Source organism: Streptomyces mangrovisoli, from assembly GCF_000974985.2.
Taxonomy (GTDB): domain Bacteria; phylum Actinomycetota; class Actinomycetes; order Streptomycetales; family Streptomycetaceae; genus Streptomyces; species Streptomyces mangrovisoli.
On the sequence record NZ_LAVA02000058.1, the window covers coordinates 82,213 to 104,711 of the forward strand.

Consider the following 22,499-nt stretch of genomic DNA (forward strand, 5'->3'; position numbering starts at 1 on the left):
CCTGGCCAGATCGATCAGGCTGACTTCACTCCCCCTCCCCCCACCCCTGGAGGCACAGTGAGACCCCTTCGCGCAGGCCTGGGCGCGGCCGCCGCCGTCACGCTCGCCGCCGCCGGCACCACCGCCCTCGCCGCGAGCAGCGCCTCGGGCGCAACCACCGCGCTGAGCAACCGCTGGTACGCCGCCGCTCCCTACCTCATGCCGCTGGACAACAACCCCCCGGACGCGGCGGCCATCATGGACGCCACCGGCCTCAAGGCCTTCCAGCTCGCCTTCGTGCTCGCACCCAACGGCGGCGGGTGTACGCCCACTTGGGGTGGCACCGCGGCCGTCTCGTCCGACACCGCCGTGCAGTCGGTGATCAACACCATCCGCGGCAAGGGCGGCGACGTCTCGATCTCGATCGGCGGCTACGGCGGCACCAAGCTCGGCCAGACCTGCTCGGACGCGGCCTCCACGGCGGCGGCGTACCAGCAGGTCATCACCAAGTACGGCCTGCACGCGATCGACTTCGACCTCGAGGAGCCGGAGTACGAGAACACCGCCGCGATCAAGAACGAGATCGGCGCCGCGAAGATCCTCCAGCAGAACAACCCCGGGCTGTACGTCTCCGTGACGACGGCAGGCACCGCGGACGGCACCGGCTGGTTCGGCAAGCAGATGCTGCTGGAGGCCAAGTCGCAGGGGTTCACGCCGAACAACTTCTCCATCATGCCCTTCGACGGCGGCTTCAACGGGGCGGCGAGCCAGACCAGCGCGCTCACCAACTTCAACAGCATCCTCCAGTCCACCTTCGGCTGGGACCAGGCGACCGCCTACGCCCACGAGGGCTTCTCCGGGATGAACGGGCGCAGCGACACCGGCGAGTACTTCACCCAGGCCGACTTCCAGACCGTGCTCGACTACGCCACGAGCCACAACATGGACCGCTTCACCTTCTGGTCCCTGAACCGCGACCGGCAGTGCACCCCCGCGGACAACAACGGCACCACGTCCGGGACCTGCTCCAGCGTGGCGCAGAGCTCGTGGGACTTCGCCAAGTACTCGGTGAAGTTCGCCGGTGCCACCCCGCCGTCCTCGACCCCGACGCCGACCACCACGCCGACGTCGACGCCCACGACGCCGTCCGCCGGGTGCAAGACGGCCTGGAACTCGTCCTCGGTCTACGTCGCGGGTGACGAGGTCTCGTACAACGGCCACAACTGGAAGGCCAAGTGGTGGACCCAGAACGAGGTGCCGACCGGCACCGACTGGGGCCCCTGGCAGGACGAGGGCGCCTGCTGAGGCCCCTCTGCCGCCAGGCACCAGCCGGTGGCCTGCCGACCCATCGACCGTGGCGGTCTGGCGCGGAGCCTTCTGCGTCCGACCGCCACGGTCCGTCGCGCGGCCCACCGCTCACCCGGCGGCCGACGCCCGGCCGCACAGCGCATGGTCGATCAGGGCGCTCGCCGCGTTCTCCTGGTGCAGGATGTGCGCGAGACTGTCGCCGCGCGCCTCGGACATGGAGACCACCGCACTGCGACGGCCGTCGTCCGTGACACCGTTGAGGGTGATGTAACCGCCGTCCCCGCCCTCGTGGCTCCAGTAGGTTCCGCCGCAGCTCAACGGCCGCTCGGCCAGGCCGAGACCGTACCGGCCGCCGGGCCACAGCTGCTGGACGTCCGCGCTCACGGGTACGGTCCGCTTCATCTCGGCCAGCTGACGCGGCGGCAGCAGACGGCCCGCGAGCAGCGCCCGCAGCAGACGGTTCTCGTCCAGCGTGGTCGTGACGTACGAGAGGTTCTCGGTGTCCACCGGCACCTGGTCGGTCACGTCGACCCGGGAGCCTTGGCCGAAGAGCTGGTAGGCCTGGGAATGCGGCCGGGGCAGGGCGGAGGAGGTGCCCGTCCATCGGGTCCGGTGCAGACCGAGCGGGCGCAGGACGCGGTCCTCGATCTCCTGGTGGGCGGTGCGGCCGGTGACCTTCTGGATGACCAGGGCGAGCAGGGTGTAGCCCGTGTTCGCGTACGCCCAGCCCTCGCCCGGCGCGAAGTCCGGCGCATGGGCCATGGCCCGGTCGACCAACTCCTGGGCGCCGTAGACGCGATGGCGCTGCTCGTAGTACTCGTTCGCCGTGGTGTATCCGGGCAGGTCGTCGTGGATGCCGCTGGTGTGCTGGAGCAGTTGGCGCAGGGTGATCCGGCGTCCGTCGTTGCCGTTGCCCCGCACCACTCCGGGCAGCCAGTGGTCGACGGTGTCGTCGAGGAACAGCCGCCCCTCCGCCTCCAGTTGCAGGACTACGGTCGCGACCAGCGTCTTGGAGGTGCTGGCCATGCGGAAGTAGCCGTCGGAGGCGACGGGCCGGCCGCTGCCCAGCCTCGCGGTGCCGCTGACGGCCACGGACTGCCGTCCGTCCGGCCCGATCGCCCTGGCCTGCACACCGGCCACACCGAGTGCGTGGATCGCACGGGTGTCCTCGCGCAACTGCCGCGCGAGGCTCCGAGGTCCGGGCCGGGCGACGGCGGGGGTCGCGACGGCGGCGAGCAGCACGGCCAGGCCGACCGCCGCCGTCGCCCAGCGCGTACGCAGAGTGGATGTCATGTCCGGACGCTAGTTCCGTCCGCCGCCGGACACGATCCGGTACGCCCCCGGGTACGCGCTCGGGATATCCCCCGGACCGCGCGAGGCGCCCGGCCGGAAAGGTCCGGCCGAGCACCTGCGTCGTCGGTGGTGTTCCGGGTCAGTGCCTCCCGGGCTTCTCCACGCGGCCCTTCGTGGAGGTGACCGCCGGGTCGAGGTTCTTGAACTGGCCCGTGTACGAGCCGACGCCGATGCCCTTGACTCCTTGCTGGTCGGCGAGGTCCTTGAAGGACTGGGTCTGGGACGCGGTGGTGAGGATGCGGATGGCGCTGCGCTGGAGGTCGCCGAGCCGGGTGTCGGTGGCGTAGTCACCGGTCAGGGTGATCTTGTACGAGGTGACGGCGCCGGTGCCGTCGTGCTGGACGTCGGTGACGGCGATCGCGGCCTTCTGGTCGCTGGTGAACGCCGAGGAGGCGAGGAGCGTCTGGACGGCCTTGTAGGCGTCGTCGACGGACGTGAACTTCGCGTTGGGGGTGAAGACCGTCTTGCCGTCGGCGCCGGTGGAACTGGTGCCGGACAGCGGGGTCTTGGACAGGTCGGTGGAGGCGTCGACGGTCGTCGTGACCTTCGCCGCACCGGTGGACTTCAGCGTGAGACTGCCCATCTGGAGCGTGTAGCTGGTGAAGGTCTGGTCGCCGAAGCTGAAGTCGGACCGGGTGTAGGCGGGCAGTCCGTCGATGTCGACGGTGGGCGCCACCTTCTTGATGGAGTTGGCCACCTCGGCGGGGTTGCCGCCGGGCTCGATCAGGTCGTTGCCGGAGTACATGGTCGCCGTGGCGCCGTGGCTGCCGCCCCAGTCGGTCATGACCGTGCCCTTGAAGTCCCACTCGCCGCGCAGAAGGTCGGTGAGGAGGTCGTAGTTGCCGGAGGAGTAGGTGCCGTCGATCTTGTTGTAGGAGCTCATGACGGCCATGGGCTGGGCCGCCTTGACGGCTATCTCGAAGCCCTTCAGCTCGATCTCGCGCATCGCGCGTTCGCTGACGACGTCGTTGCCCGAATTGCGGGAGGTCTCCTGGTTGTTGCCGGCGAAGTGCTTGACGGTGACGCCGACGCCCGGGTTGCTCTGGACGCCCGCCGTGGTGGCGGCGGCGGTGAGGCCGGAGACCAGCGGGTCCTCGGAGTAGTACTCGAAGTTGCGGCCGTTGAGCGGGTCCCGGTGGATGTTCATGCCGGGGGCCAGCCACAGGGAGACGCCGAACTCCTTCATCTCCTTGCCGATGGCGGTGCCCACCTGGTCGACCAGGCCGCGGTCCCAGGTCTGCGCGAGCAGGGTCCCGATGGGCCAGGCGGTGGCGTACTGGTAGGTGGTCGGGGTGGTCGAGATCTGCTGGGTCAGGCGCAGGCCGGCCGGGCCGTCGGACAGGGTCATGCTCGGGATGCCCTCGCTCTCCAGGGCGCCGGTCGTGTATCCGGCGGCGCCCACCGCGGACGGCGTCGAGCCGCCGGAGCTCGTGCCCTCCACGATCTGGGACAGCTGGTCGACGGAGAGTCCCGCGACGAACTGCTGGACGGTGAGCTTGCCCTTGGCCACGTCGTAGAGGGTGGCTCCGGAGCGGGTGGTGACGTACTGGACCTTCTCCCCCGTCTTGGGCTGGTAGGGCGCGCCGGTGCCCTCCCAGTTCTTCTGGCTCTTGTCGAGGTAGACAGTGGTGGAGGAGATCTTGTCGCCGTCGAGCGCGTGGTAGGGGGAGCTCGCCGGGACGGTGACGTTCTGCTCGTAGGCCGAGGCGTCGTTCGCGGTGCGGAACGAGCGCGGGTCGAGGGTGATGCGCCGGGCGGTGGCGATCTCCCGCTTCTCTCCCGGGTAGGTGTAGAAGTCGGCCGGATCGCTGGTGAGTTCGCTGCTGGGCTGCTGGTCGTCCAGCTCGGTGTGGTCCTGCTCGGTGACGACGGAGCGGGACAGGTTCAGCCGGGCGGCCACGTGGGTGTTGCGGGAGGAGTCGCCGACGCGTACGACGTAGTCGCCGGCGTCCATCACATAGGCGGCGCGCTTCTCGTCGTAGGAGGCGAGGGAGCTGGTGTCGAAGGTGATGGTGACCGTCTGGGAGGCGCCCGGCGCCAGGTTGTCGGTCTTCGCGTAGCCGGCCAGCTGCTGGTAGGCCTTGTCCTGGCCGCTCTGCGGGGCGGAGACGTAGACCTGCACGACCTCCTGGCCGCTGTACCGGTGCCCGGTGTTGGTGACCTTGGCGGTGACCGTGACCTTCTTCGCGTCGGCCGTCACCCGCTGGGCGCGGACGTCGAAGCTCGTGTAGGAAGCGCCGTAGCCGAAGGGGTAGTTGACCACCGAGGCCGGGTCGTCCTGGTCGAGGGAGCGGTAGAAGGAGTCGAAGTAGCGGTAGCCGACGTAGATGCCTTCGCTGTACTCCTCGGTCAGCGAGTTGCCGTCGTTGTTGGCGAAGGTCCTGGAGGCCGGGTAGTACGAGTAGGCGGAGGCCCAGGTGTCGGTGAGTTTGCCGGAGGGTGTGGTGGTTCCGTTCAGGACGTCCGCCAGGGCGTTGCCGCTCTCCTGGCCGGCCTGGCTCATCAGGAGCATCGAGTCGAGCGCCGTACCGCCGAAGGGGTCCTTCTCGGCGGCGTTGACCTGCTTGTAGAAGCTGGTGTCGATGATGCCGCCGGAGTTGATGACGACGACCACGTGCTGGTAACTGCGGCCCAGGAGCTGAAGGTTGGCGCGCTCGGTGTCGCTGAGCTGGTAGTCGCCCTTGCCGGAGGAACGGTCCGCTCCCTCACCGGAGTTGCGGGCGATGACGTAGACGGCGGTGCCGGTCTTCGCGGTCGGCTGGACCGTCTGGGCGGTCAACGGCTGTTCCACGGAGGCGTAGTCGACGGTCTGCCCGAAGGGGCTGGAGGTGGCGCCGCCGTATTTGGTGTCGTAGGCGCTGGTCATGGCCGACCAGTAGGCGTCACTGGTGGTGATCTTGTAGCCGGCGTTCTCCAGGCCCTGCCGGGCGCTGACGGTGTAGCGGTTGTTGACGCTTCCGGAGCCGGTGCCGCCCTTGACGGTCTGGTAGGCGCCGACGCCGTAGAGCGCGATGTTGCCGGAGGACGCGATCGGCAGCGTCTGGTCGTGGTTCTCCAGCAGGACCATGCCCTGTTCGGCCGCGGTGCGGGACAGGGTCGCGTTGGCCTGCTCGAGTGCGGTCGGTTCGGGGTCGGTGGTCGCGCCCTGGGCGGGCACCACCAGGCCCCCGAACAGCAGGGTGGAGACGACGACGGAGGCGGCGGTGGCGACGAGCAGGGGTCTCGGGTGGCGGCGCGGGGTGACGTTCACGGACAGCGTCCCTTCTGTCGTCGATCCGGTACGGCGGTGAACCGGATCCAGCAGGAGGCTACGAAGCCATCTTTTGGTCCGTCAATAACTGAAAACAGGGCGGGATTTCGGTTTAATCGTTAACCGGGCGAAATCATTTGAACCATGATTGGAGGAAAGTTTGAGGGTCGCTACGATCGGGTCATGAATTCGGCCCGCGAGCGCTCCTCGCCCCGGCAGCGGACCCGGGAAGAGATATTCCGTGTCATCCAGGCGAGCGGTACGGTCACCCGGGCCCAGCTGATCGGGACGACGGGCCTGTCGCGCAGCACGGTCAACCACGCCGTCTCCCGGCTGATCGCCGAGGGCCGGGTGACCGAGGGCGACCCGGCCGTCAAGGGACCCGGAAGCGGCAGCGGCCGTCCCGCCGGGGTGCTGCACTGCGTGGCCACGCACCGCGGTTCGGCGGCGCTGGACTTCGGGCACTCCCATGTGAAGGTCGCCGTGGTCGACGCCGCGGGAGAGATACACGCCCGGCGGCGGGTCGACATGAACGTCGACCTCGAAGCGGCCGCGGCCATGGACCGGGCCGCCGAGATGCTGGCGGAGCTGCTCCGGGAGAGCGGATCCGAGGGCATCTCCACCGTGGTCGCCGGCATCCCGGGCCCCCTCGACTCGGTCTCCGGACTGGTGCGTTCGCCGACCATCCTCTCCAGCTGGGTCGGCCTCGACCCGCGCCGCGAACTGGAGGCCCGTCTCGGCCGGCCCGTGCACGTGGAGAACGACGCCGTGCTCGGCGCGTACGGCGAACTCCACCGCGGAGCGGGCCGCGGGCAGGGCGACTTCCTCTATGTGAAGGCCTCCCACGGCATCGGGGCCGGCCTGGTGCTGAAGGGCGAGCCGTACCGGGGCGCGCTCGGCTTCGCCGGGGAGATCGGGCACACTCCGCTGCCCGGTTACACGGAGCTGTGCCGCTGCGGCAAGCGCGGCTGCCTCGAGGCGGTCGTGTCGGTCGAGTCCATCAAGGCGCAGGTCGCCCACACCCGGCCGCACCTCGACCCCGGCGAGCTGTTCTCGCTCAACGCGGAGGACCCCACCACGCGACGCATCCTGAACGACGCCGGCCGGATCCTCGGCGAGGTGCTGTCCGTCCTCGGCAACCTGCTCAATCCGGCCGCCATCGTCATCGGCGGCGAACTCGGCGCCACGGGAACGCCGTTCCTCGACGGCGTCACCGACACGGTCCGGCGCAACGCGCAGCCGGCCATCGCCGAGTCGGTCCGGATCGTGCCGGCCGGCCTCGGGGACGACGCGGAGCTGGCGGGCGCCGCCGCGCTCGCCTGCGCCCTGGCCCGGACCTGACCGCGCCGGCCACCGGCCGCGGTCGCCGGTCCTACGGCCTCCCGGCCGGCAGCCGCTGTTCGCCCGTCGGCCGGTAGGCCATGGCCCCGGCCGCCTGGGCGTCGCGCAGCCGGCCGCGGAGCAGCCGCAGCCCCTGGACCTGAAGCGGCGGGCAGTACCGTGCCAGGCCGTCGGCGAGCGAGGACGCGAACGGCACATGGGCCGGGCCGAGTTCCGCGTCGAGCACGATGACATCGGGGGTGAGGACGGTGACGATCCCCGCCAGAGCGCGGGCGACCTTCAGCGCGACCTCACGGTAGTACCCGACGGCCCGCGGATCGTTGGCCGCGACCAGCGCGTCTGCCTCGGCGGGGGTGAGGGGGCGGCCGTACAGCCCGGCGAGCGCGAGGTCGATGTCCTTGGTGCCGAACTGCGTGGCGAGGCAGCCCGTTCCGCCGCAGAAGCAGTCGGGCCCGGTGTCGGTGATGCGGACATGGGCGATCTCCCCGGCGGTTCCGTCGGGTCCGGTGAAAGGCTGCCCGCCCAGCACCAGACCGCAGCCGATCCCGTGCCGGACGCTGAGATGGACGCTGGCCCGCGCGTCGACGGCGGCGCCGAAGGATGCCTCGCCGAGCGCGGCGAGCTGGGCGTCGTTGACCATGAGGACGGGACGGTCGAGCGCGTCCACCAGCCGCCGCCGTACCCCCTCCACCGCCTGCCGCAGGACGTCGTAACTGCCGCCCAGCGCGGGCGAACTGGGGTAGGCGGGCTCCCCCGCCTGGTTCACCGGGAACGGGGCGGAGATCACCACGTGCCGGGTCCGGGCCTGCGCGGCCTCGGCCTTCGCCATGAACTCCCGTACGCCGTCCACCCATCCGGAGTCCGCGACGGACGGGACGGCGACGGCCGCGGTGTCCCGGACGCCCCCGGGACCGACCAACGACAGGCCGAGCGCCGAACCGGACACCCTGATGAGCAGAACCGGCCCTACCGCTGACCGGAGTTGATAGGCGAAAGCCGGCCGTCCGGGCGTCCCGGTCCGCTCGACATGCGTCATCAGCAGCACGCCACGAGCCGTCAGCACGCTCAGCAGGGACGCCACGACGGTGCGGGAGAGCCCGGTCCGCTGCACGATCTCCGCCCGGTGCAGCGCTGTCACGCCGTCGAAGCAGTCGAGGATCGCGCTCTCCAGCAGCGCGGCCGAACTCCGCTGTCCTCGATGTGCGGTCATACGCCTACCCCGGCCGGACGAAGACCCGCGTCCGGCGCCCGGCACCGCAAGACGCGACGGCCGGGACTCCTGAGCGCGGTGCTGCTGCGGAACGCTCCTGACTATAGGAACCGTTGCGTGTAGTCAGCAATACATCGGCGGCGCCCAGCCGGGGCGTCGGTCACCGGGGGCCGGGGGCCGGTCGGCCGGGAGGAGGGCGGCCGGATCGACCGGGATCAGCCGGCGACGGCCGAGGTCCGGGCCGGGGACTTGGACGGCGCGGGTGCGGTGAGGAAGGCCTTCCAGCCGCCGGGCGGCTCCTGCCCGACCTCCAGGGAGCGCAACTGGTCGATGAGATACGGGTCCTGGGCGTCGAGCCAGTCCACGAACTGCCGGAAGGACACCATCCGCACGTCCTTCGGGTCCGACATCTGCTTCAGCGCCTCCTCGACGGCGTCCATGTAGATGCCGCCGTTCCACTCCTCGAAGTGGTTGCCGATGAAGAAGGGCGCGCGGTTGGTCTCGTAGGCCCGGCGGAAACCGGCGAGGTAGGACTCGGTGGCCTGTTGGCGCCAGGCGGGATAGTTGTAGGAGGGCGCCTTCGTGGAGTTCTTCGACTGGTTGGCGAGGATGTTGTAGTCCATCGACAGCACTTCGAAGCTGTGGCCCGGGAACGGGATGCCCTGGAGCGGGAAGTCCCACACCCCCATCCGCTTGCTCGGCCACTGCTGCAGGCCGCCGGGGGAAGAGGCGTCGTAGCGCCAGCCCAACTCCCGTGCCACGGGCAGCAGGTTGTCCTGGCCGAGCAGACAGGGGGTACGGCCGCCGATGAGTTCGCGGCTGTAGTCGAAGGGCAGCGGATCGTCCGTGTGCCAGCCCGTGTTGGTGCGCCACGAGGTGACGAACGACTGCGCCTGCTCGATCTCACTGCGCCACTGCTCGGGCGTCCAGGCGGCCACCGAACCCGAGCCGGAGCAGAAGTGGCCGTTGAAGTGGGTGCCGATCTCGTGCCCGTCGAGCCATGCCTGGCGGACGTACCCGAGCGTCTCCTTGAGGTGCTCGTCGGTGAGATAGCCGATCTCCGAGGCGCCGACCGGGTTGTTGGGCGGGTTGTACAGACGGCGCTTGGACTCGGGCAGCAGATACAGCCCGGACAGGAAGAACGTCATGTGGATGCCGTGGTCGGTGGCGGCCTTCAGGAAACGGGGGAAGAGGCCGGTGCCGACCTCGCCCGCGCCGTCCCAGGAGAGGATCACGAACTGCGGTGGCTTCTGGCCCGGTTCGAGCCGCTCCGGTGTCGGGGGCTGGTTGGGCTGTCTGCCGGTGTAGGCGGTCGAGCCGTCGCCGATGAGTCGTGGTGCGGTACGCGGGGCGCGTCTGGGGCCGCCCGCCGCCCCGGTGGGCCGTCCGTTCGGGGCAGTGGAGTCCGTATCGGTACCGCAGCCGCCGAGGCCGATCGCCGCGGCTCCCAGTCCGAGTCCCATACCCAATGCGTTCCTGCGGCTCAGCTTGCCCATGGGTGTCCCAACCCGCGCCCGAGGGTGCGTTGTCGTGAAGTCCTGGCCAACGAGAGCACCGTATGCACCATTAATAGGCTTATCTGCCTATTGGTCGGCATGTCGGGAATCAGGGGCCGAAGATGACCGGGACGGAGCAACGCCACCCGCCGTGGCTGCACGAAGGGGCGGCCGAGGCTCGTGTATAACGCCGTGCCGCCGTCGGGAGCGGGCGCGACCGACGCCCCCACATGGCGGTCTGGCAGGGCCGGGAGCCGTACGGGGGTGTCGCGGCGCGCTGACAGGCGGCGCGTCGGGGTCGACCCTAGGATCCGGGAACATGGCAGACATTCCCGAAGAACTGGTCGAGCTGGAACGTTCCGCCGAGATGACGCGCGCGAAGCTGGCCGGCCTGACGGGTGAGGCGTACGAGCTTCAGTGGGCGCGGTGGCGCGAGGCGGCGGCCACGTTCCATGCCGCGGTCGCCGAGTACGCCGGCCGCGAGGACGTCTCGATGTCGCGGTACGAGGTGGAACAGGCGGCGAAGCGGGCGGTCCGCCACGAGGAGGAGGACCCTGCGGGCTGAGTCCCTCGCCCGCCCCCGGCAGTCACCTCGACGGCCGCGCCCCGGCGCCTGGTCGGAGAACGTCGTAGGTCAGGTGTACGGCCGTGGACGTCCGGAGCACGCTCCTTTGGCTGAGGGTGCGCGGCGCGCCGCCCGTGAACAGGGGTGTCCCGGCTCCCAGTACGACGGGCGCGAGGTGCAGCACCAGCGTGTCGACCAGCCCGGCGGCGAGCGCCGAGCCGACGGTCGCGCCACCGCCCATGATCACGGCGTCCAGGTCCTGACCGGCCGCGGACGACGCCGCCTCGGCGCGTCTCCTCGCGACCGCCACGGCGTCGGGCAGGCCGGTGGTGACGAAGGTCCAGTCGAAGTCGCCGAGCCGTACCGACTCCGGGGGCGAGCCGGTCACGACCACGAACGCGGGCCTGGCGGCCTCGGCGGCGCCGTAACCGACGTCGTCGTTCCAGCCGTTCGGTCCGTCGACCACGTCGAAGAGGCGGCGGCCGAGGACGACGGCACCCGAGCGGGCGGTCCCCTCGCGCAGGCACCGGCGGTCCTCGGGGTCGTCGGAGAACGCCCAGGTGTGCAGGGCCTCGCCGCCGGTGCCCAGACCGCTGTCCGGGCCGGGATCGGGCCCGGTGACGAAGCCGTCGAGCGATACGGAGATGTCGGCGATGATGCGAGTCATACCAGGACAGACCTGATCCGCGGGACGAACTCATCGGGTGTACGGACCTGGGACCGACATCGGCCCCGGACGTCGGCCGGCCCGGACGCCGGGCCCGGGTGCCGGCCGTCGGACGCCCCCCCACGAGCCACTGACCCCGGCCTCGCGGGGCGAGGCGCGTCGGGGTGGCCGTTGCGGATGCGCGGCCGGTGTCGGGGCGGCTAGGGCGTGTTGCGAAAGTCCCGTCGTTCGCCCGAAGGGCGGCAGACGGGACTTTCGCAACACGCCCTAGCGGCCCGGGGTCCGCGCCGGATTCGGTCGTTGCTCCTCGTGGTCCGGGCTCGCCGCGCGGCCGGACGGGAGCGCGAGGGCGGGGACGACGGCCACGGCCGTGAGGCCGGCCGCCCACCAGAACGCGCCGTGGAAGGCGGCGATCGCACCGCGGCCGGCCAGGGACTGGAAGGCCACGGCGACGATCGCGGTGCCGAAGGAGGCGCCGACCTGCTGGGCGATGCGGGTGTTCATGGTGGCGTGCGGGATGTCCGCAGGCCGCGTGTCCTGGTAGGCGACGGACATCGGCGGAATGAGCACGGCCCCGATGCCGAGCCCCCGCACGAACAGCACGGCCGCCAGCCACCACGGGCTCGTGTCGGCGCCGGCGTAGGCGAAGGGCACGGTGGCGACGGCGGTCAGCACGAAGCTCCCGATCGTGACGAGCTGCGCGCCGAAGCGGTCCACGAGCCGGCCCACGGCGAAGCGCGCGGCGAGCGCGCCCACCCCCTGCGGGATCAGCAGCAGCCCGGCGTCGAGCACGTTGTCGCCGCGCATCTGCTGGTAGTACAGCGGCAGCAGGAACATGCCGGCGTAGATCGCCGCACCGGCCGTGAACAGGACGGCGGCCGCGCTGCCGAGCGAGCGCAGCCCCAGCAGCCGGACGTCGACGACGGGCCGTCGCCCACCGGGCCGCACGGCCCGGACGACGAACGCGGCCAGGAGGACGGCGCCCGCCGACAACGGCACCAGCACCCCGGCGTGGTCGGCTCCGCCGTTCTCGGACAGTTGCGAGAGACCGAGCAGTACTCCGGTCAGCGCGGGCGCGAGGAGGATCAGCCCGATCCAGTCCGGCCGGTCCGACGCCGAGCCCGGCGCAACGCCGGGCGCCGCGCCGGGCGCGGGACGGTCGTCGGGCAGGAACCGTCGCGCCAGCAGCAGTCCGACGGCGATCAGCGGCACGTTGATGAGGAACAGCCAGCGCCAGCTCAGCCAGTTCAGGACGAGTCCGCCGATCACCGGGCCGAGGATGGGCCCGAGCGCGATCGGCAGGCTGACGGCGGCCATCAGCCGGCTGCTGACCCGCCCTCCCGCGGCGCGCACGGCGAGCGTCTGCATCAGCGGGAAGATCAGTCCGGCGCCGAAGCCCTGGAGCATCCGGAAGCCGATCAGGCTGCCGGCGTTCCAGGACAGGGCGCACAGCACGGAGGCGAGCACGAACAGCACCAGCGCGCCCGCCCAGACCCGCTTGCCGCCCCAGCGGCGCTCCGCCCAGCCGGTGACCGGGATCGCCACGGCCATCGCCAGCAGGTAGCCGGTGGTCACCCACTGGATCGTGCCGGTGGTGGAGTGCAGCCTCACGACCAGCGTGCGGATCGCCAGCGTGACCATCGTCGAGTCGAGGATCGCCGCGATCCCGCCGACGACCAGCGCGAGCAGCGCGCCCCTCACCTGCGGCGGCAGCTTGACCTCCGCGGTCGTGGTCCCTGTCATCGTCCTGCCTCACCGAACCCGGATAAGAGTGGAATCCATCTCTTAAGAGAGTGCGGCAATCCGATAAGGAATGCAACCCTTCCCTATACTGGGGAGGTGACCGACTCAGACGCCGCTCCCTCCCGCCGACGCCGCCGCGGTCCCGAACTGGAAGCCGCGCTGCTCGACGCGGCCTGGGACGAGCTGGTCGAGGCCGGATTCGCGAAGCTGACCATGGAGTCGGTCGCCGCCCGCGCCGGCACCGGCATCGCCGTGCTCTACCGGCGCTGGGCCAACAAGGACGAACTCGCTCTCGCCGCGCTGGAGCACTACCGCCTCAGCCACCCGGTCGACCTCCCGGACACGGGCACCCTGCGTGGCGACCTCGTCGCCGCGCTGACGGGCATGGGCGAGGCCCGGGCCCCGTTCTTCGCCGTCGCGGCGGCCGCGGGCTTCTCGGGCCTCCTCACCGACACCGGGCTGACCCCCGCCCAGGCGCGCGACCGGATCCTCGGCGACCAGCGGCACGCGCGCGTCCAGGCCCTGTACCGGCGCGCCCACGACCGCGGCGAGATCGATCTGGAACGGATCCCGTCCGCGGTCCTCGCCCTGCCGTTCGACCTGGTGCGCCACGACCTGCTGATGGAGCTCAAGGCCCTGGAACCGAGCCGCATCCGGGCGATCGTCGACGAACTCTTCCTGCCGCTCGTCGCTCACCACGGGGGACGGGGAGCGGGTACGACGGCTACACCGGCGCCGTGACCGGCGCGGGTACGACGGCGACAGCGGCGGCGTGACCGGCGCGGGTGCCCTGGCGTGAGGCGGCCCGCACCCCGCGCGCCGCCCCCGCGTACCCGGGCCCGCCGAACCGGCTCAGAGCGCCAGTTCGGGAATCTCCCCGGGCTTGACCACGACGACCTCGACACCCGTGCAGCCGGCTGCCTTCAAGGCCCGTCGGCGCTGCGTGGCGGAGCGCTTGTCGTAGCCGCCGGCGGACGCCTGGGGCGCGCCGTCCGGATCGGTCCACACCAGGCCGTACCGGCGCTTCGCGGTCTTCATGCGTCCGTCCGATCCGAGGCCACCGGGAGGCGGCGCACCGGCCGGCGCGGGTCCCCGGCCCCGTTGCCCGCTCGTGTGGTGAGAGTCACTGCCCGAGGCGTCACCTCAAGCGCCCCGACCGGCCTCAACCGGCACCGGACAGCTTGCGCGCCACGAAGGCCTCGCCCCGCGGCCATTGCCCGCTCCGCACTCACGCACCGCTCCGTTCCTCGACCCGAACCGTCGTCGCCGCGGACCCCCGCAGGGCGGTTCCGGCTCCAACCGACGAATACCCCTACCTCACGACCTGCCAATCCGGCAAGCACGGGGCCATCGGCGAGGCGCGCTCCGGGGAGCCCGACGGGGCCCTGCGACGCCCCTCGGAGCCACGTGCCGCAGGCGGCCGGAGCAGGGGCTCCGTCCGCCCTGTAGGGGTGGCGTGGGCCGCGGTCAGGACGCGGTGGCCACCCGCCGCGTGATGTGCGTGGCCGCGTACTCCGTGCCGGCCACGAACCGCATCATCGGGCCGAACATCGGTGCGGCGAGCGATCCGGTGAAGTACAGGCCGGGCACCGACGACTCGAACGACCCGCTCAGGTGCGGCGCCTTGGAGCCCGGCACGCAGGAGACGGCGGTGCGCAGCCCCGACGTCAGGAACGGCAGGGCGTCGAGGTCGAGACGGTAGCCGGTGGCGGCCAGCACATGGTCCACGACCATGGGCTCGGCCTCACCGAGGGATCCCGCGACCTCCAGTCGCACCGTGCCCTCGTCGGCCGTCGCCCGGGTGACCCGGCACGAGGTCGCCACGGGCACCACGCCCTCGACCCTCGATCGCAGCCACCAGCCGCCCGAGGGTCCGAGCGCCCGCCTGAACAGCAGCAGCCGGGCGGGCGCGGGCAGCCGGCGCACCCCGCCGGGCGCCCAGCACACGGCCGCCAGGGGCCAGCCCGTGCCCAGCGGGGACGCGGGCCTCGTGATCCGCTGCGTCCAGGGCCGGTTCAGGTCGGGGGTCGTCCCCCACAGCACGGTCCGCTCCCGGACCAGCACCCGCGCCTCGGCGCCGGCCTCGTGCAGCAGCGCGGCGCTCTCCAGCGCGGACTGCCCGCCGCCGACCACCGCGACCCGCAGGCCCGCGTAGCGCGAGAGGTCCGTGTGGTGGCTGGTGTGCGACACCAGGGCCTCGGGCCCGGCGCCTTCGGGCACCAGAGTGCGCAACTCCTCCGGGATGTACGCCAGTCCGTTGAGGCCCGTGGCCACGACGACGGCCCGCGCCCGCAGTTGCTGACCGTCGTCGAGCCGGACGAGGAAGCCGCCGCCGTCCCGCTCCACGGTCACCACCCGGGCCGGGTCGACCTCGCCGACGTACCGCTTCTGGAACCATTGCCCGTAGCGCACGAACACGTCGCACGGGATGGGGGTCAGTTCGGTCAGCTCCGGCTCACCGTGCACCCGGCGGAAATCGGCCAGCCGGCCGCCCGGTTCGGGCGCGGACAGGTCGGTGGCCGCCGGTGTCGACTTCAGGAACATGCCGGTCGCCATGGCATGGCGCCAACTCCCGAGCACCTCCCCGAAGATGCGCACGGGCACGTTGGCGGCCCGCAGATGCGCGGCCACCGACAATCCATAGGGCCCGGCGCCGACGATGACGACCGGCAGCCCCCCACGCCCCCTCAACGCCTGCTCGTCCGCAGGGCGTTGCCCCGGAAGCGACTGCGTCATGCATTTCCCCCACCGGTCTTCGCGCCGCCTTCCCCAAAGCGACACGACACTCCGGGATGGCACGTCGGCGAAGCACCGGCGCACTCGTCCCCCCTCCAGGGCCCAGTCTGTCGTATCGGCCGGTTCGGGTCGACGATATGGGTGCACGTTGACTGAAATGGGACCCAACCGTGGACGGGCCTTTCCTCATCATGCGGTTACCGCACGCCAACTGCACATCTTCAGAAGGAAGTTGCACGAAAGCCGCGACGCTCCGACCAGCCACTCGACCGACCCGTCCGGCCGTGCCCCGGTCACCGCTCCGGCAGGCCCGGGACGCCGTGCTCGCGCAGCGGGCCGATCCGCCAGCCCGCCTCCTCGCAGACGTCGAGGATGCCGGGGAGCGCGGCGAGGGTGGTGCGCCAGGAGCCGGTCGCCGAGGTGCAGTCGGAGTCGTGCAGCAGGATCGTGCCGCCGCCGCGCAGGTCCCGCAGGACGGTGTCCTGGACCGACCGCGGGGTGGCCCGCCCGCGCCAGTCCTCGCCCCAGCAGGTCCACAGCACGGGGGTCATGCCGAGGCGGCGGCAGGCCAGATGGGCGGCCGTGGTCATCACGCCGTACGGCGGCCGGAAGAGCGTCGGCGGGGTGCCGGTGACGTCGGCCACGGCGTCACGGGCGCGGGCGAGGTCGTCGTAGGTGGCCCGCGGGCCCCGCAGCAGCAGGGGCCGGTGGTGCCAGCCGTGGACGGCGATCTCGTGTCCGGCGGCGGCCATCTCCTTCGCCAGTCCGGGTGAGCGTACGAGCATCGAGCCGAGCAGGAAGAACGTGGCGCGGACACCGCGCGCGTCGAGCCGGGCGAGGAAGTGCGGGGTCGCAAGGTGGTCGGGGCCGTCGTCGAAGGTGAGGGCGATGTGGTCGGGCCGTCCCCGGCCGGACAGGCGGGGCATGACGGCGTTGCGCAGCGGGCCGAAGGTGGAGATCACGGGGGCGGCGTTCAGCGCGGCGAGCGCGGGCAGCGCCGCGGCCGTCCCGAGTGCGGTGGCGCGGGCGAGGCGGGCGGCCCGGGTCATCGTCCGTCTCCGTCCAGGTAGTGGGTGACGGCGGTGAAGCGGTCGGGCGTCTCGTTGTAGGCGTGGGCGAGGGGGGCGGCGACGCCCAGGGAGACCGTGGCCGCCACGGTGGCGGCCGTCAGCGGGATACGGCGCCGGCCGCGCATCCGCGCCGGTACGGGCACCGCGGTCGGCCCGGTGCGGGAGCGGACCCCGGAGACGACGGCGAGGACCGGTCCGGGCGCCAGGCGGTGCAGGTCGAGTCCGGCGGCGCGCTGAGCCCGGCCGCGCGGCCCGTGGAGGAGTTCGCCCAACACCGGGGCGAGCTTGTCGGGATCGCGGATCCAGGCCGCGAGGCCCGCCTCCTCCAGGGCGGCGGCGTTGGTCTGCCCGTGACCCGGTATGCAACGGAAGCTGGCCACCGGCAGCCCGGTGGCGAACGCCTCCAGCGAGGTCAGCCCGCCCGCGTTCTGGACCAGCACGTCGCAGGCGTGCATCAGGCCGGGCATGTCGTCCACCCAGCCGAAGACGTGCTCGACACCGTCGCGGCGCAGCTGCTCCGCGAGGGCCCGGTTGCGCCCGCAGACCACCACGGGCACCGCGACCCCGGTCTCCCGTATCTCGGCGGCGGCGCGCCGCACCGGGCCCACCCCCCACGAGCCGGCCACCAGCAGCGCCAGCGGCGTGTCGTGGGGCAGGGCGAACCGGTCGCGGGCGGCGGCCCGTTGCCCGGCCGCGGGCGGGGCGAACCGGGCGTGCGTCACCGGGCCCACGACGGTGACGGCCGCGGCGCCCCGCACGTGCGCCTGGGCCGCCGGCACCGGGTGCACGGCAAGGTGCGCGTCGATGCCGGGGGCCACCCACAGGGCATGGACGGAGAAGTCGGTGAGGTAGGTGAGGGCGGGCACCTTCAGCCGGCCACGCCGCCGCAGCGCGCCCAGCACCTGGCCGGCCCCGGGATAGGTGGAGACGACCGCGCCGGTGTCCGGCGCGAGCGCCCGCAGGGTGGACCGCTCGGCGGCACGGAACAGCACCCGCCACACCAGGCCGGGGCGCGCGGCCCGGTCGGTGGCCGCGTACAGGCGCTGGTAGCCCTCGGGCAGCCAGGTCAGCAGGTGGTGGTAGGCGCCGCACAGCAGCCGCCCGGCGCCGGCGGGCAGCAGGTCGAGGAAGTCGTGCCGGTCCACCACGAATCCGTGCTCCACCAGCCTCTCGGCCAGCCCCGCGGCCGCTCCGTCGTGGCCCGCGCCGACGCTCGCGGAGATGATCGCGATCCGCGTGGCGCGCGCGCCCTGCGGTGGCGGTGCGGCGGGGTCCGGGGCCGACTCCGGCACCAGGTCGTCACGGTGGGGCACGGCGGATCAGCCTCCAGACGGGATACGGGCACGGCCGGGGCTGCCCCGGCGCGGACGACGGCACGGCGGGGCGGGCCGGGGCCGCGCCCGAGCGCGGACCAGGCCGCGGCTCGGCCGCGGTGGCGTCGAGGGCTGAAACTACTACATGATGTAGAACTTGGGGAACGGCCGTCCGCGTGGCGGCGATTCGAGGGGCACGCAAGGCCGGCACGGCACTCGCGGATCCACGGATTCACGAACCCACGGACCCACCGACCCATCGACCCACGCCGGAACGTACTACAAGACGTAGAAACTCGGGACACGGGGGTGCGGTGAAGCGATGGCCCGCCCTGCCGGCAGCGCTCACGGCTGTCGCGGCCGTCCGCGTCAGCGGACTGCGGCCGTGCACCCCGGGCGGAGATGCGCCCAAGGCCGTCGCGAAAGCACCCGCCTCACGGGGACGGCCGCGTCACGCGCCACAGCCGCGCCGCCCGGCGGAGCCGAACCGCCCGGCCGCGTTGATGGCACGCCGGTCAGGCGTGGTCCTCCGGGTGCCCCGCCCTCGGATGGCCGGGGCAGCGGCCGTCCGGTCCGTGATCGCGATCGCCGTCGTGATCCTGATCGTGACGAGTCGGCGCCCCGGAGGTCCCCGGCTGCGCCGCACACAGCGCCCACTGCGCGTTGTCCAGCATCGCGTCGCTGTCGGACGCGGCGTTGACCAGACTCGCGCAGCACACGGTCAGCAGCAGACCGGCCCCGAGCAGGGGCAGGCTGCGCCGGGCGGGCGGCGGGGCCAGCAGGGCCCGTACCCGCTGGGGCACCGCGCCGCCGGTCACGGCCAGCGCGGCCGGGCGGGACGCGCCGGCGGACGCCAGGGCGGCGCGGCCGACGGCGTGCGCCACGACCGTACGGTCACCGACGCGCCGTGCGGCCTCCTCGTCGGCCCAGCGCTCCAGCACGTAGGTGCCGGTGACGGCGACCGGCCTCAGCAACGGGTTCAGGGCGGCCGCGAGCCGCCACACACTCTGGAAGACGTGATGGCGCCCCCGCAGGTGCGCCCGCTCGTGCGCGAGCAGCGCCTCCCGCTCCTCGCTGCCGAGGCAGCGCAGCATCCCGCGGGAGACCACGATCCGGCCCGGCGCCCCCGGCAGCGCGAAGGCCACCGGCACGTCGTCGTCGACCACGGCCAGCTCCGTCCGCCCGGGCAGCTGCGCGCACTCCCGGCGGGCCAGGACCAGATGACGTCCCTGCCGTACGGCGGCCACGCCCAGCGAGACGACGCCCAGGGCGAGCGCCAGGGTGCTGCCCGCGGCGACGACGTGGTGGACCGGGTCCTCGGCCCGCAGCACGGCCACGGACCAGCCGCCCTCCGCCGCGATCTGCGGGATCTGCGCCAGGCCGGTGAAGGACAGCAGCGCCAGCGCCCCCGCCCAGCCGGCCGCCGTCACCAGCGCGGCGCAGGCCAGCGCCCAGGCCGCCGGGCGCGGGGGCAGCCGGCGGGCCACGGGAGGCGCGAGCACCGCGAGCGCCACCGACACGAGGAACGGGATGTAGACGCTGACCAGCACCGGCTCACCCCTTCCCGCGGGCGCGCTTGCTCTCGGGCGACGAGTCGCCGCCGTGCCCGGACAGCAACTGCTGGAGCACCTGCTCGTCCTGCTCGGACAGCTCCGAGACGAAACGGGCCAGCACCGCCTCCCGGTCCGAGCCCCCGACCAGGAGGGAGTGCATGCGCTGGGCGGTGTGCGAGGCCTCGTCACGGGCCGGTTCGTAGGCGTAGCCGCGGCCCTCGCGGTGGCGCACCAGCATGCCCTTGTCCAGCAACCGGGACAGGATCGTCAGCACGGTCGTGTAGGCGAGGTCACCGGGCAGCCGCCCCTGGACCTCCCGGGCGATCAGCGGCCCGTCGGCGGCCCAGAGCGCGGCGAGCACCGCGCCCTCCAGTTCTCCGCGCGCCCGCCGGCCGGACGCCTCCTGAGCTTCCTCGTCCCCTCGGCCTGCCACCGCACCGTCCGCCTTCCGTGTCGTCGTCAGGCACAGGCTACCCGCCCACCTCCTACTTGTCGTAAAACGTGGGCATCGGACGAGGGAGCACCGCGGCGGCCGCCGCGGCGACCCGCGAGCCCTGGTGCGAGCGCCCCGCGACGGACGCCGCGCGTCTCACCTCCTGCGCCACTCCTCGGCCAGCAACGCGTAGGACCGCACCCGGTCCGCGTGGCCGTGGGTGATCGTGGTGATCAGCAGCTCGTCGGCGCCGGTCGCCTCCTGGAGCTGGGCCAGCTGGTCGGCGACCCGGCCCGGGGAGCCGACGAACTGCGTGTCGAGGCGGTCCCGCACCAGCGCGCGGTCCGCCTCCGACCACGCGTGGGCGCGCGCCTCGTCCGGGGTGGGGAACGGGATGGCGCCCTCGGCCGTGCGGATGCTGCGGACCCAGAGGCCGTAGCCGGTGGCCAGTTCACGCGCCGTCCCGTCGTCCTCGGCGACCACCACGTCCGCGGACACGGTGACGTACGGCTTGTCCAGGACGTCGGAGGGCTGGAACGCGGCGCGGTAGCCGGCCACCGCCTCCAGCACCGTGGCCGGGCTCACGTGGTAGTTCGCGGCGAACCGGAGTCCGTTGCGGCCCGCGACCGCCGCGCTCTCGCCGCCGCTGCTGCCCAGGATCCAGATCTCGACGTCGGCGCCCTCCCCCGGCACGGCACGGGCCTCGACGCCGTCCGCCGAACGGTAGGTGCCGGCCAGCAGCGCCAGGATGTCGTCGATCTGCTCGCCGTACTCCTGCGACTCGGCGTTCGGCTGCTGGAGCAGGCTGCGCTGGAGTGCGACCCGCGGTGAGCCGAGCAGGTGCTCGAAGGAGAACCGGGGCGGGACGCGCAGGCCGTTGGGGGCGCGGCCGTCGACGATCGCGGGCGTGTCCGGCGGCGCGGCGGCGGGCCCGCCGGGCGGGCGTCCGCCGGAGCGGCCGAGGCCGAGGTCGAGGCGCCCGGGGTGCAGCGCGTCGATCAGGCCGAACTCCTCGACCGTGGACAGCGCGGTGCGATGGCCCAGTTGTACGGCGCCGGAGCCGAGCCGGATCGTCGAGGTCGCGGCGGCGGTCAGGGCGAGCACGACCGCGGGCGAGGTGCCGGCGACGCCCGGGTTGAGATGGTGCTCGGCGAACCAGTAGCGGGCGTAGCCGAGGCGCTCGGCCTGCCGGGCCAGGTCGACGGAGTTGCGCAGCGCCTCCCCTGCGGTGCCACCGGACGAGATCGGCACCAGGTCGAGGACGCCGAGGGGTGTCTCGAAGGGACTCACGCGCGGGCCTCCCGCTCCTCGGGCGTCCGGGGCCGCTCGCCCGGCGTGCGTACGAGCGTGAACTGCGTGCGGCGGCGCAGGGTGAACCCGATCGACTCGTAGAGCCGGATGGCGTTGGTGTTGCTCGCGGCCGCGTGCAGGAAGGGTGTGTCACCGCGGTCCCTGATGCCCGCCGCGACGGCCCGGACCAGGCGGGTGGCGAGGCCCCGGCCGCGGTGGTCGGGGTGGGTGCAGACGGCGCTGATCTCGGTCCAGCCCGGCGGCCGCAGGCGTTCACCGGCGAGCGCGATCAGCCGGCCGCGCTCCCGGATGCCGAGGTAGGCGCCGAGTTCGATGGTGCGGGGCCGGAACGGGCCCGGCCGGGTGAGCGCGATCAGGCCGAGGATCTCGGGTACGTCGGCGGGTCCGAGCCAGACGGCCTCGGGCGCGGGCTCGGCGCGCAGCGCCGTGTCGACCAGTTGGACACCCTCTCCGCTCTCCTCGATCCGCCAGCCGTCGGGCACGCTCCGGACCCCGGTGACCGGCGTGACGGTGCCGGGCCCCACCAGGGCGGCCAGGTCGTCCCAGGCGCGGGGGTCGGCCGGGTCCTCCAGGGCGGTGAACGGGGAGACGTCCGTGGGATAGCGGGCGGCCCGGCCCAGGCGCTCGGCGAGGTGGGCGTGCGGGCCGGTCAGCGCGGCCCAGGCGGGGTTGTCCAGGATGTGCGGCCCTGTCGGGCTGGGCGAGAGGGCGGGGTGCAGGCTGGTGGACATGGCGGTACGGGGTCTCCGTTTCTGGAGCGGGCGCGGCGCGGGGGCTGCGGGGCCCGCGGTGCCTTGGCCGGCCGGCCCGGCACGATGTCCGTCGACTCCGGCGGCGCGGAACGGACATGGGGCGGCGGCGCCGGTGACGGGCGGCACAGCGGGGGGAGTTGTGGCCGTGGCCACGGGAGAGAGCAGGATCTAGAACGCGAGCCGGTGGACGGCGGTCAGCAACAGACCTCGTCGAACTGGTCGGCGCGGCGGCTCACCCAGAACGGGTCGAGCAGCACCGTGTGTACCGTGCCAGTGGTCGCCATGGCCGGATGCAATCACACCTCGGACCGGTGCGTCCACCGTGTGTCCGCTGGTTGGAACGTGCCCGCACCACCGCGGCGCCGGGCGCGAACTCGCTGTTGTCCGAACGGTGTTCGCGCCGGGCCGCCGCGTTCCCG

The 22,499-nt window shown here is 72.8% G+C and carries 18 protein-coding genes; 4 read left to right on the forward strand and 14 right to left on the reverse strand.

Features of this window, described 5'->3' with window-relative positions; genetic code table 11:
- Positions 1-57: 57 nt before the first annotated feature.
- Complete coding sequence (locus WN71_RS23925) at positions 58-1,284, forward strand: chitinase (protein WP_046588059.1); 1,227 nt, start codon at positions 58-60, stop codon at positions 1,282-1,284.
- A gap of 111 nt (positions 1,285-1,395) precedes the next feature.
- Here the strand turns inward: WN71_RS23925 and WN71_RS23930 are convergent, their stop codons facing one another.
- Both WN71_RS23930 and WN71_RS23935 read right to left on the reverse strand, forming a co-directional pair.
- A complete protein-coding gene (locus WN71_RS23930) occupies positions 1,396-2,580 on the reverse strand; it encodes a serine hydrolase domain-containing protein (RefSeq protein WP_046588061.1) in 1,185 nt (394 codons plus the stop codon).
- 139 nt (positions 2,581-2,719) lie between these two features.
- The gene (locus WN71_RS23935; RefSeq protein WP_052743098.1) at positions 2,720-5,890 is read right to left on the reverse strand and encodes a beta-glucosidase; all 3,171 of its coding nucleotides are present in this window, start codon (positions 5,888-5,890) and stop codon (positions 2,720-2,722) included.
- A 183-nt stretch (positions 5,891-6,073) separates the two neighbouring features.
- On the opposite strand from WN71_RS23935, the gene WN71_RS23940 reads away from it, so the two are divergent.
- Positions 6,074-7,231, forward strand: coding sequence for an ROK family transcriptional regulator (locus WN71_RS23940; protein ID WP_046588063.1), 1,158 nt, complete (start codon positions 6,074-6,076; stop codon positions 7,229-7,231).
- Positions 7,232-7,262: 31 nt separating this feature from the next.
- Here WN71_RS23940 and WN71_RS23945 read toward each other — a convergent pair whose 3' ends face one another.
- Entirely contained in the window at positions 7,263-8,441 is a 1,179-nt protein-coding gene (locus WN71_RS23945) for an ROK family protein (protein ID WP_052743099.1), read from the reverse strand.
- A 215-nt stretch (positions 8,442-8,656) separates the two neighbouring features.
- Positions 8,657-9,937 carry a polysaccharide deacetylase family protein gene (locus WN71_RS23950; protein ID WP_046588069.1) on the reverse strand — a complete coding sequence of 427 codons (1,281 nt, stop codon included), beginning with the start codon at positions 9,935-9,937 and terminating at the stop codon, positions 8,657-8,659.
- Between the two features lie 319 nt (positions 9,938-10,256).
- Between WN71_RS23950 and WN71_RS23955 the strand changes: the two genes are divergently transcribed.
- The gene (locus WN71_RS23955) at positions 10,257-10,502 is read left to right on the forward strand and encodes a hypothetical protein (RefSeq protein WP_240529736.1); all 246 of its coding nucleotides are present in this window, start codon (positions 10,257-10,259) and stop codon (positions 10,500-10,502) included.
- Positions 10,503-10,524: 22 nt separating this feature from the next.
- On the opposite strand, the gene WN71_RS23960 is transcribed toward WN71_RS23955, so the two are convergent.
- Together WN71_RS23960 and WN71_RS23965 are read right to left on the reverse strand one after the other, a co-directional pair.
- Complete coding sequence (locus tag WN71_RS23960; RefSeq protein WP_046588071.1) at positions 10,525-11,169, reverse strand: dihydrofolate reductase family protein; 645 nt, start codon at positions 11,167-11,169, stop codon at positions 10,525-10,527.
- 267 nt (positions 11,170-11,436) lie between these two features.
- Complete coding sequence (locus WN71_RS23965) at positions 11,437-12,912, reverse strand: MDR family MFS transporter (RefSeq protein WP_046588073.1); 1,476 nt, start codon at positions 12,910-12,912, stop codon at positions 11,437-11,439.
- A 96-nt stretch (positions 12,913-13,008) separates the two neighbouring features.
- Here WN71_RS23965 and WN71_RS23970 point away from each other — a divergent pair, with 96 nt between their 5' ends.
- Entirely contained in the window at positions 13,009-13,653 is a 645-nt protein-coding gene (locus tag WN71_RS23970; protein ID WP_046588076.1) for a TetR/AcrR family transcriptional regulator, read from the forward strand.
- A gap of 111 nt (positions 13,654-13,764) precedes the next feature.
- Here the strand turns inward: WN71_RS23970 and WN71_RS23975 are convergent, their stop codons facing one another.
- From WN71_RS23975 to WN71_RS24010, 8 genes are all read right to left on the reverse strand, one after another.
- Positions 13,765-13,950: a hypothetical protein gene (locus tag WN71_RS23975; protein ID WP_046588079.1), complete on the reverse strand. Its 186-nt coding sequence runs from the start codon at positions 13,948-13,950 to the stop codon at positions 13,765-13,767.
- A gap of 429 nt (positions 13,951-14,379) precedes the next feature.
- Positions 14,380-15,648 (reverse strand): FAD-dependent oxidoreductase, encoded by a 1,269-nt coding sequence (locus WN71_RS23980; RefSeq protein WP_046588082.1) that lies wholly within the window; start codon positions 15,646-15,648, stop codon positions 14,380-14,382.
- A 293-nt stretch (positions 15,649-15,941) separates the two neighbouring features.
- Positions 15,942-16,697 carry a polysaccharide deacetylase family protein gene (locus WN71_RS23985; RefSeq protein ID WP_046588085.1) on the reverse strand — a complete coding sequence of 252 codons (756 nt, stop codon included), beginning with the start codon at positions 16,695-16,697 and terminating at the stop codon, positions 15,942-15,944.
- Positions 16,694-18,031, reverse strand: coding sequence for a glycosyltransferase (locus WN71_RS23990; protein ID WP_052743100.1), 1,338 nt, complete (start codon positions 18,029-18,031; stop codon positions 16,694-16,696). The genes WN71_RS23985 and WN71_RS23990 overlap by 4 nt, the downstream gene beginning before the upstream one ends.
- Before the next feature lie 515 nt (positions 18,032-18,546).
- Entirely contained in the window at positions 18,547-19,581 is a 1,035-nt protein-coding gene (locus tag WN71_RS23995; protein WP_079178057.1) for a M56 family metallopeptidase, read from the reverse strand.
- A 4-nt stretch (positions 19,582-19,585) separates the two neighbouring features.
- Positions 19,586-20,017, reverse strand: coding sequence for a BlaI/MecI/CopY family transcriptional regulator (locus WN71_RS24000; protein ID WP_046588087.1), 432 nt, complete (start codon positions 20,015-20,017; stop codon positions 19,586-19,588).
- 156 nt (positions 20,018-20,173) lie between these two features.
- The gene (locus WN71_RS24005; protein WP_046588089.1) at positions 20,174-21,307 is read right to left on the reverse strand and encodes an LLM class flavin-dependent oxidoreductase; all 1,134 of its coding nucleotides are present in this window, start codon (positions 21,305-21,307) and stop codon (positions 20,174-20,176) included.
- On the reverse strand, positions 21,304-22,059 hold the full coding sequence (locus WN71_RS24010) for a GNAT family N-acetyltransferase (protein WP_046588092.1): 756 nt from the start codon (positions 22,057-22,059) through the stop codon (positions 21,304-21,306). Before WN71_RS24010 ends, WN71_RS24005 begins: the two co-directional genes overlap by 4 nt.
- Between the last annotated feature and the right edge of the window lie 440 nt (positions 22,060-22,499).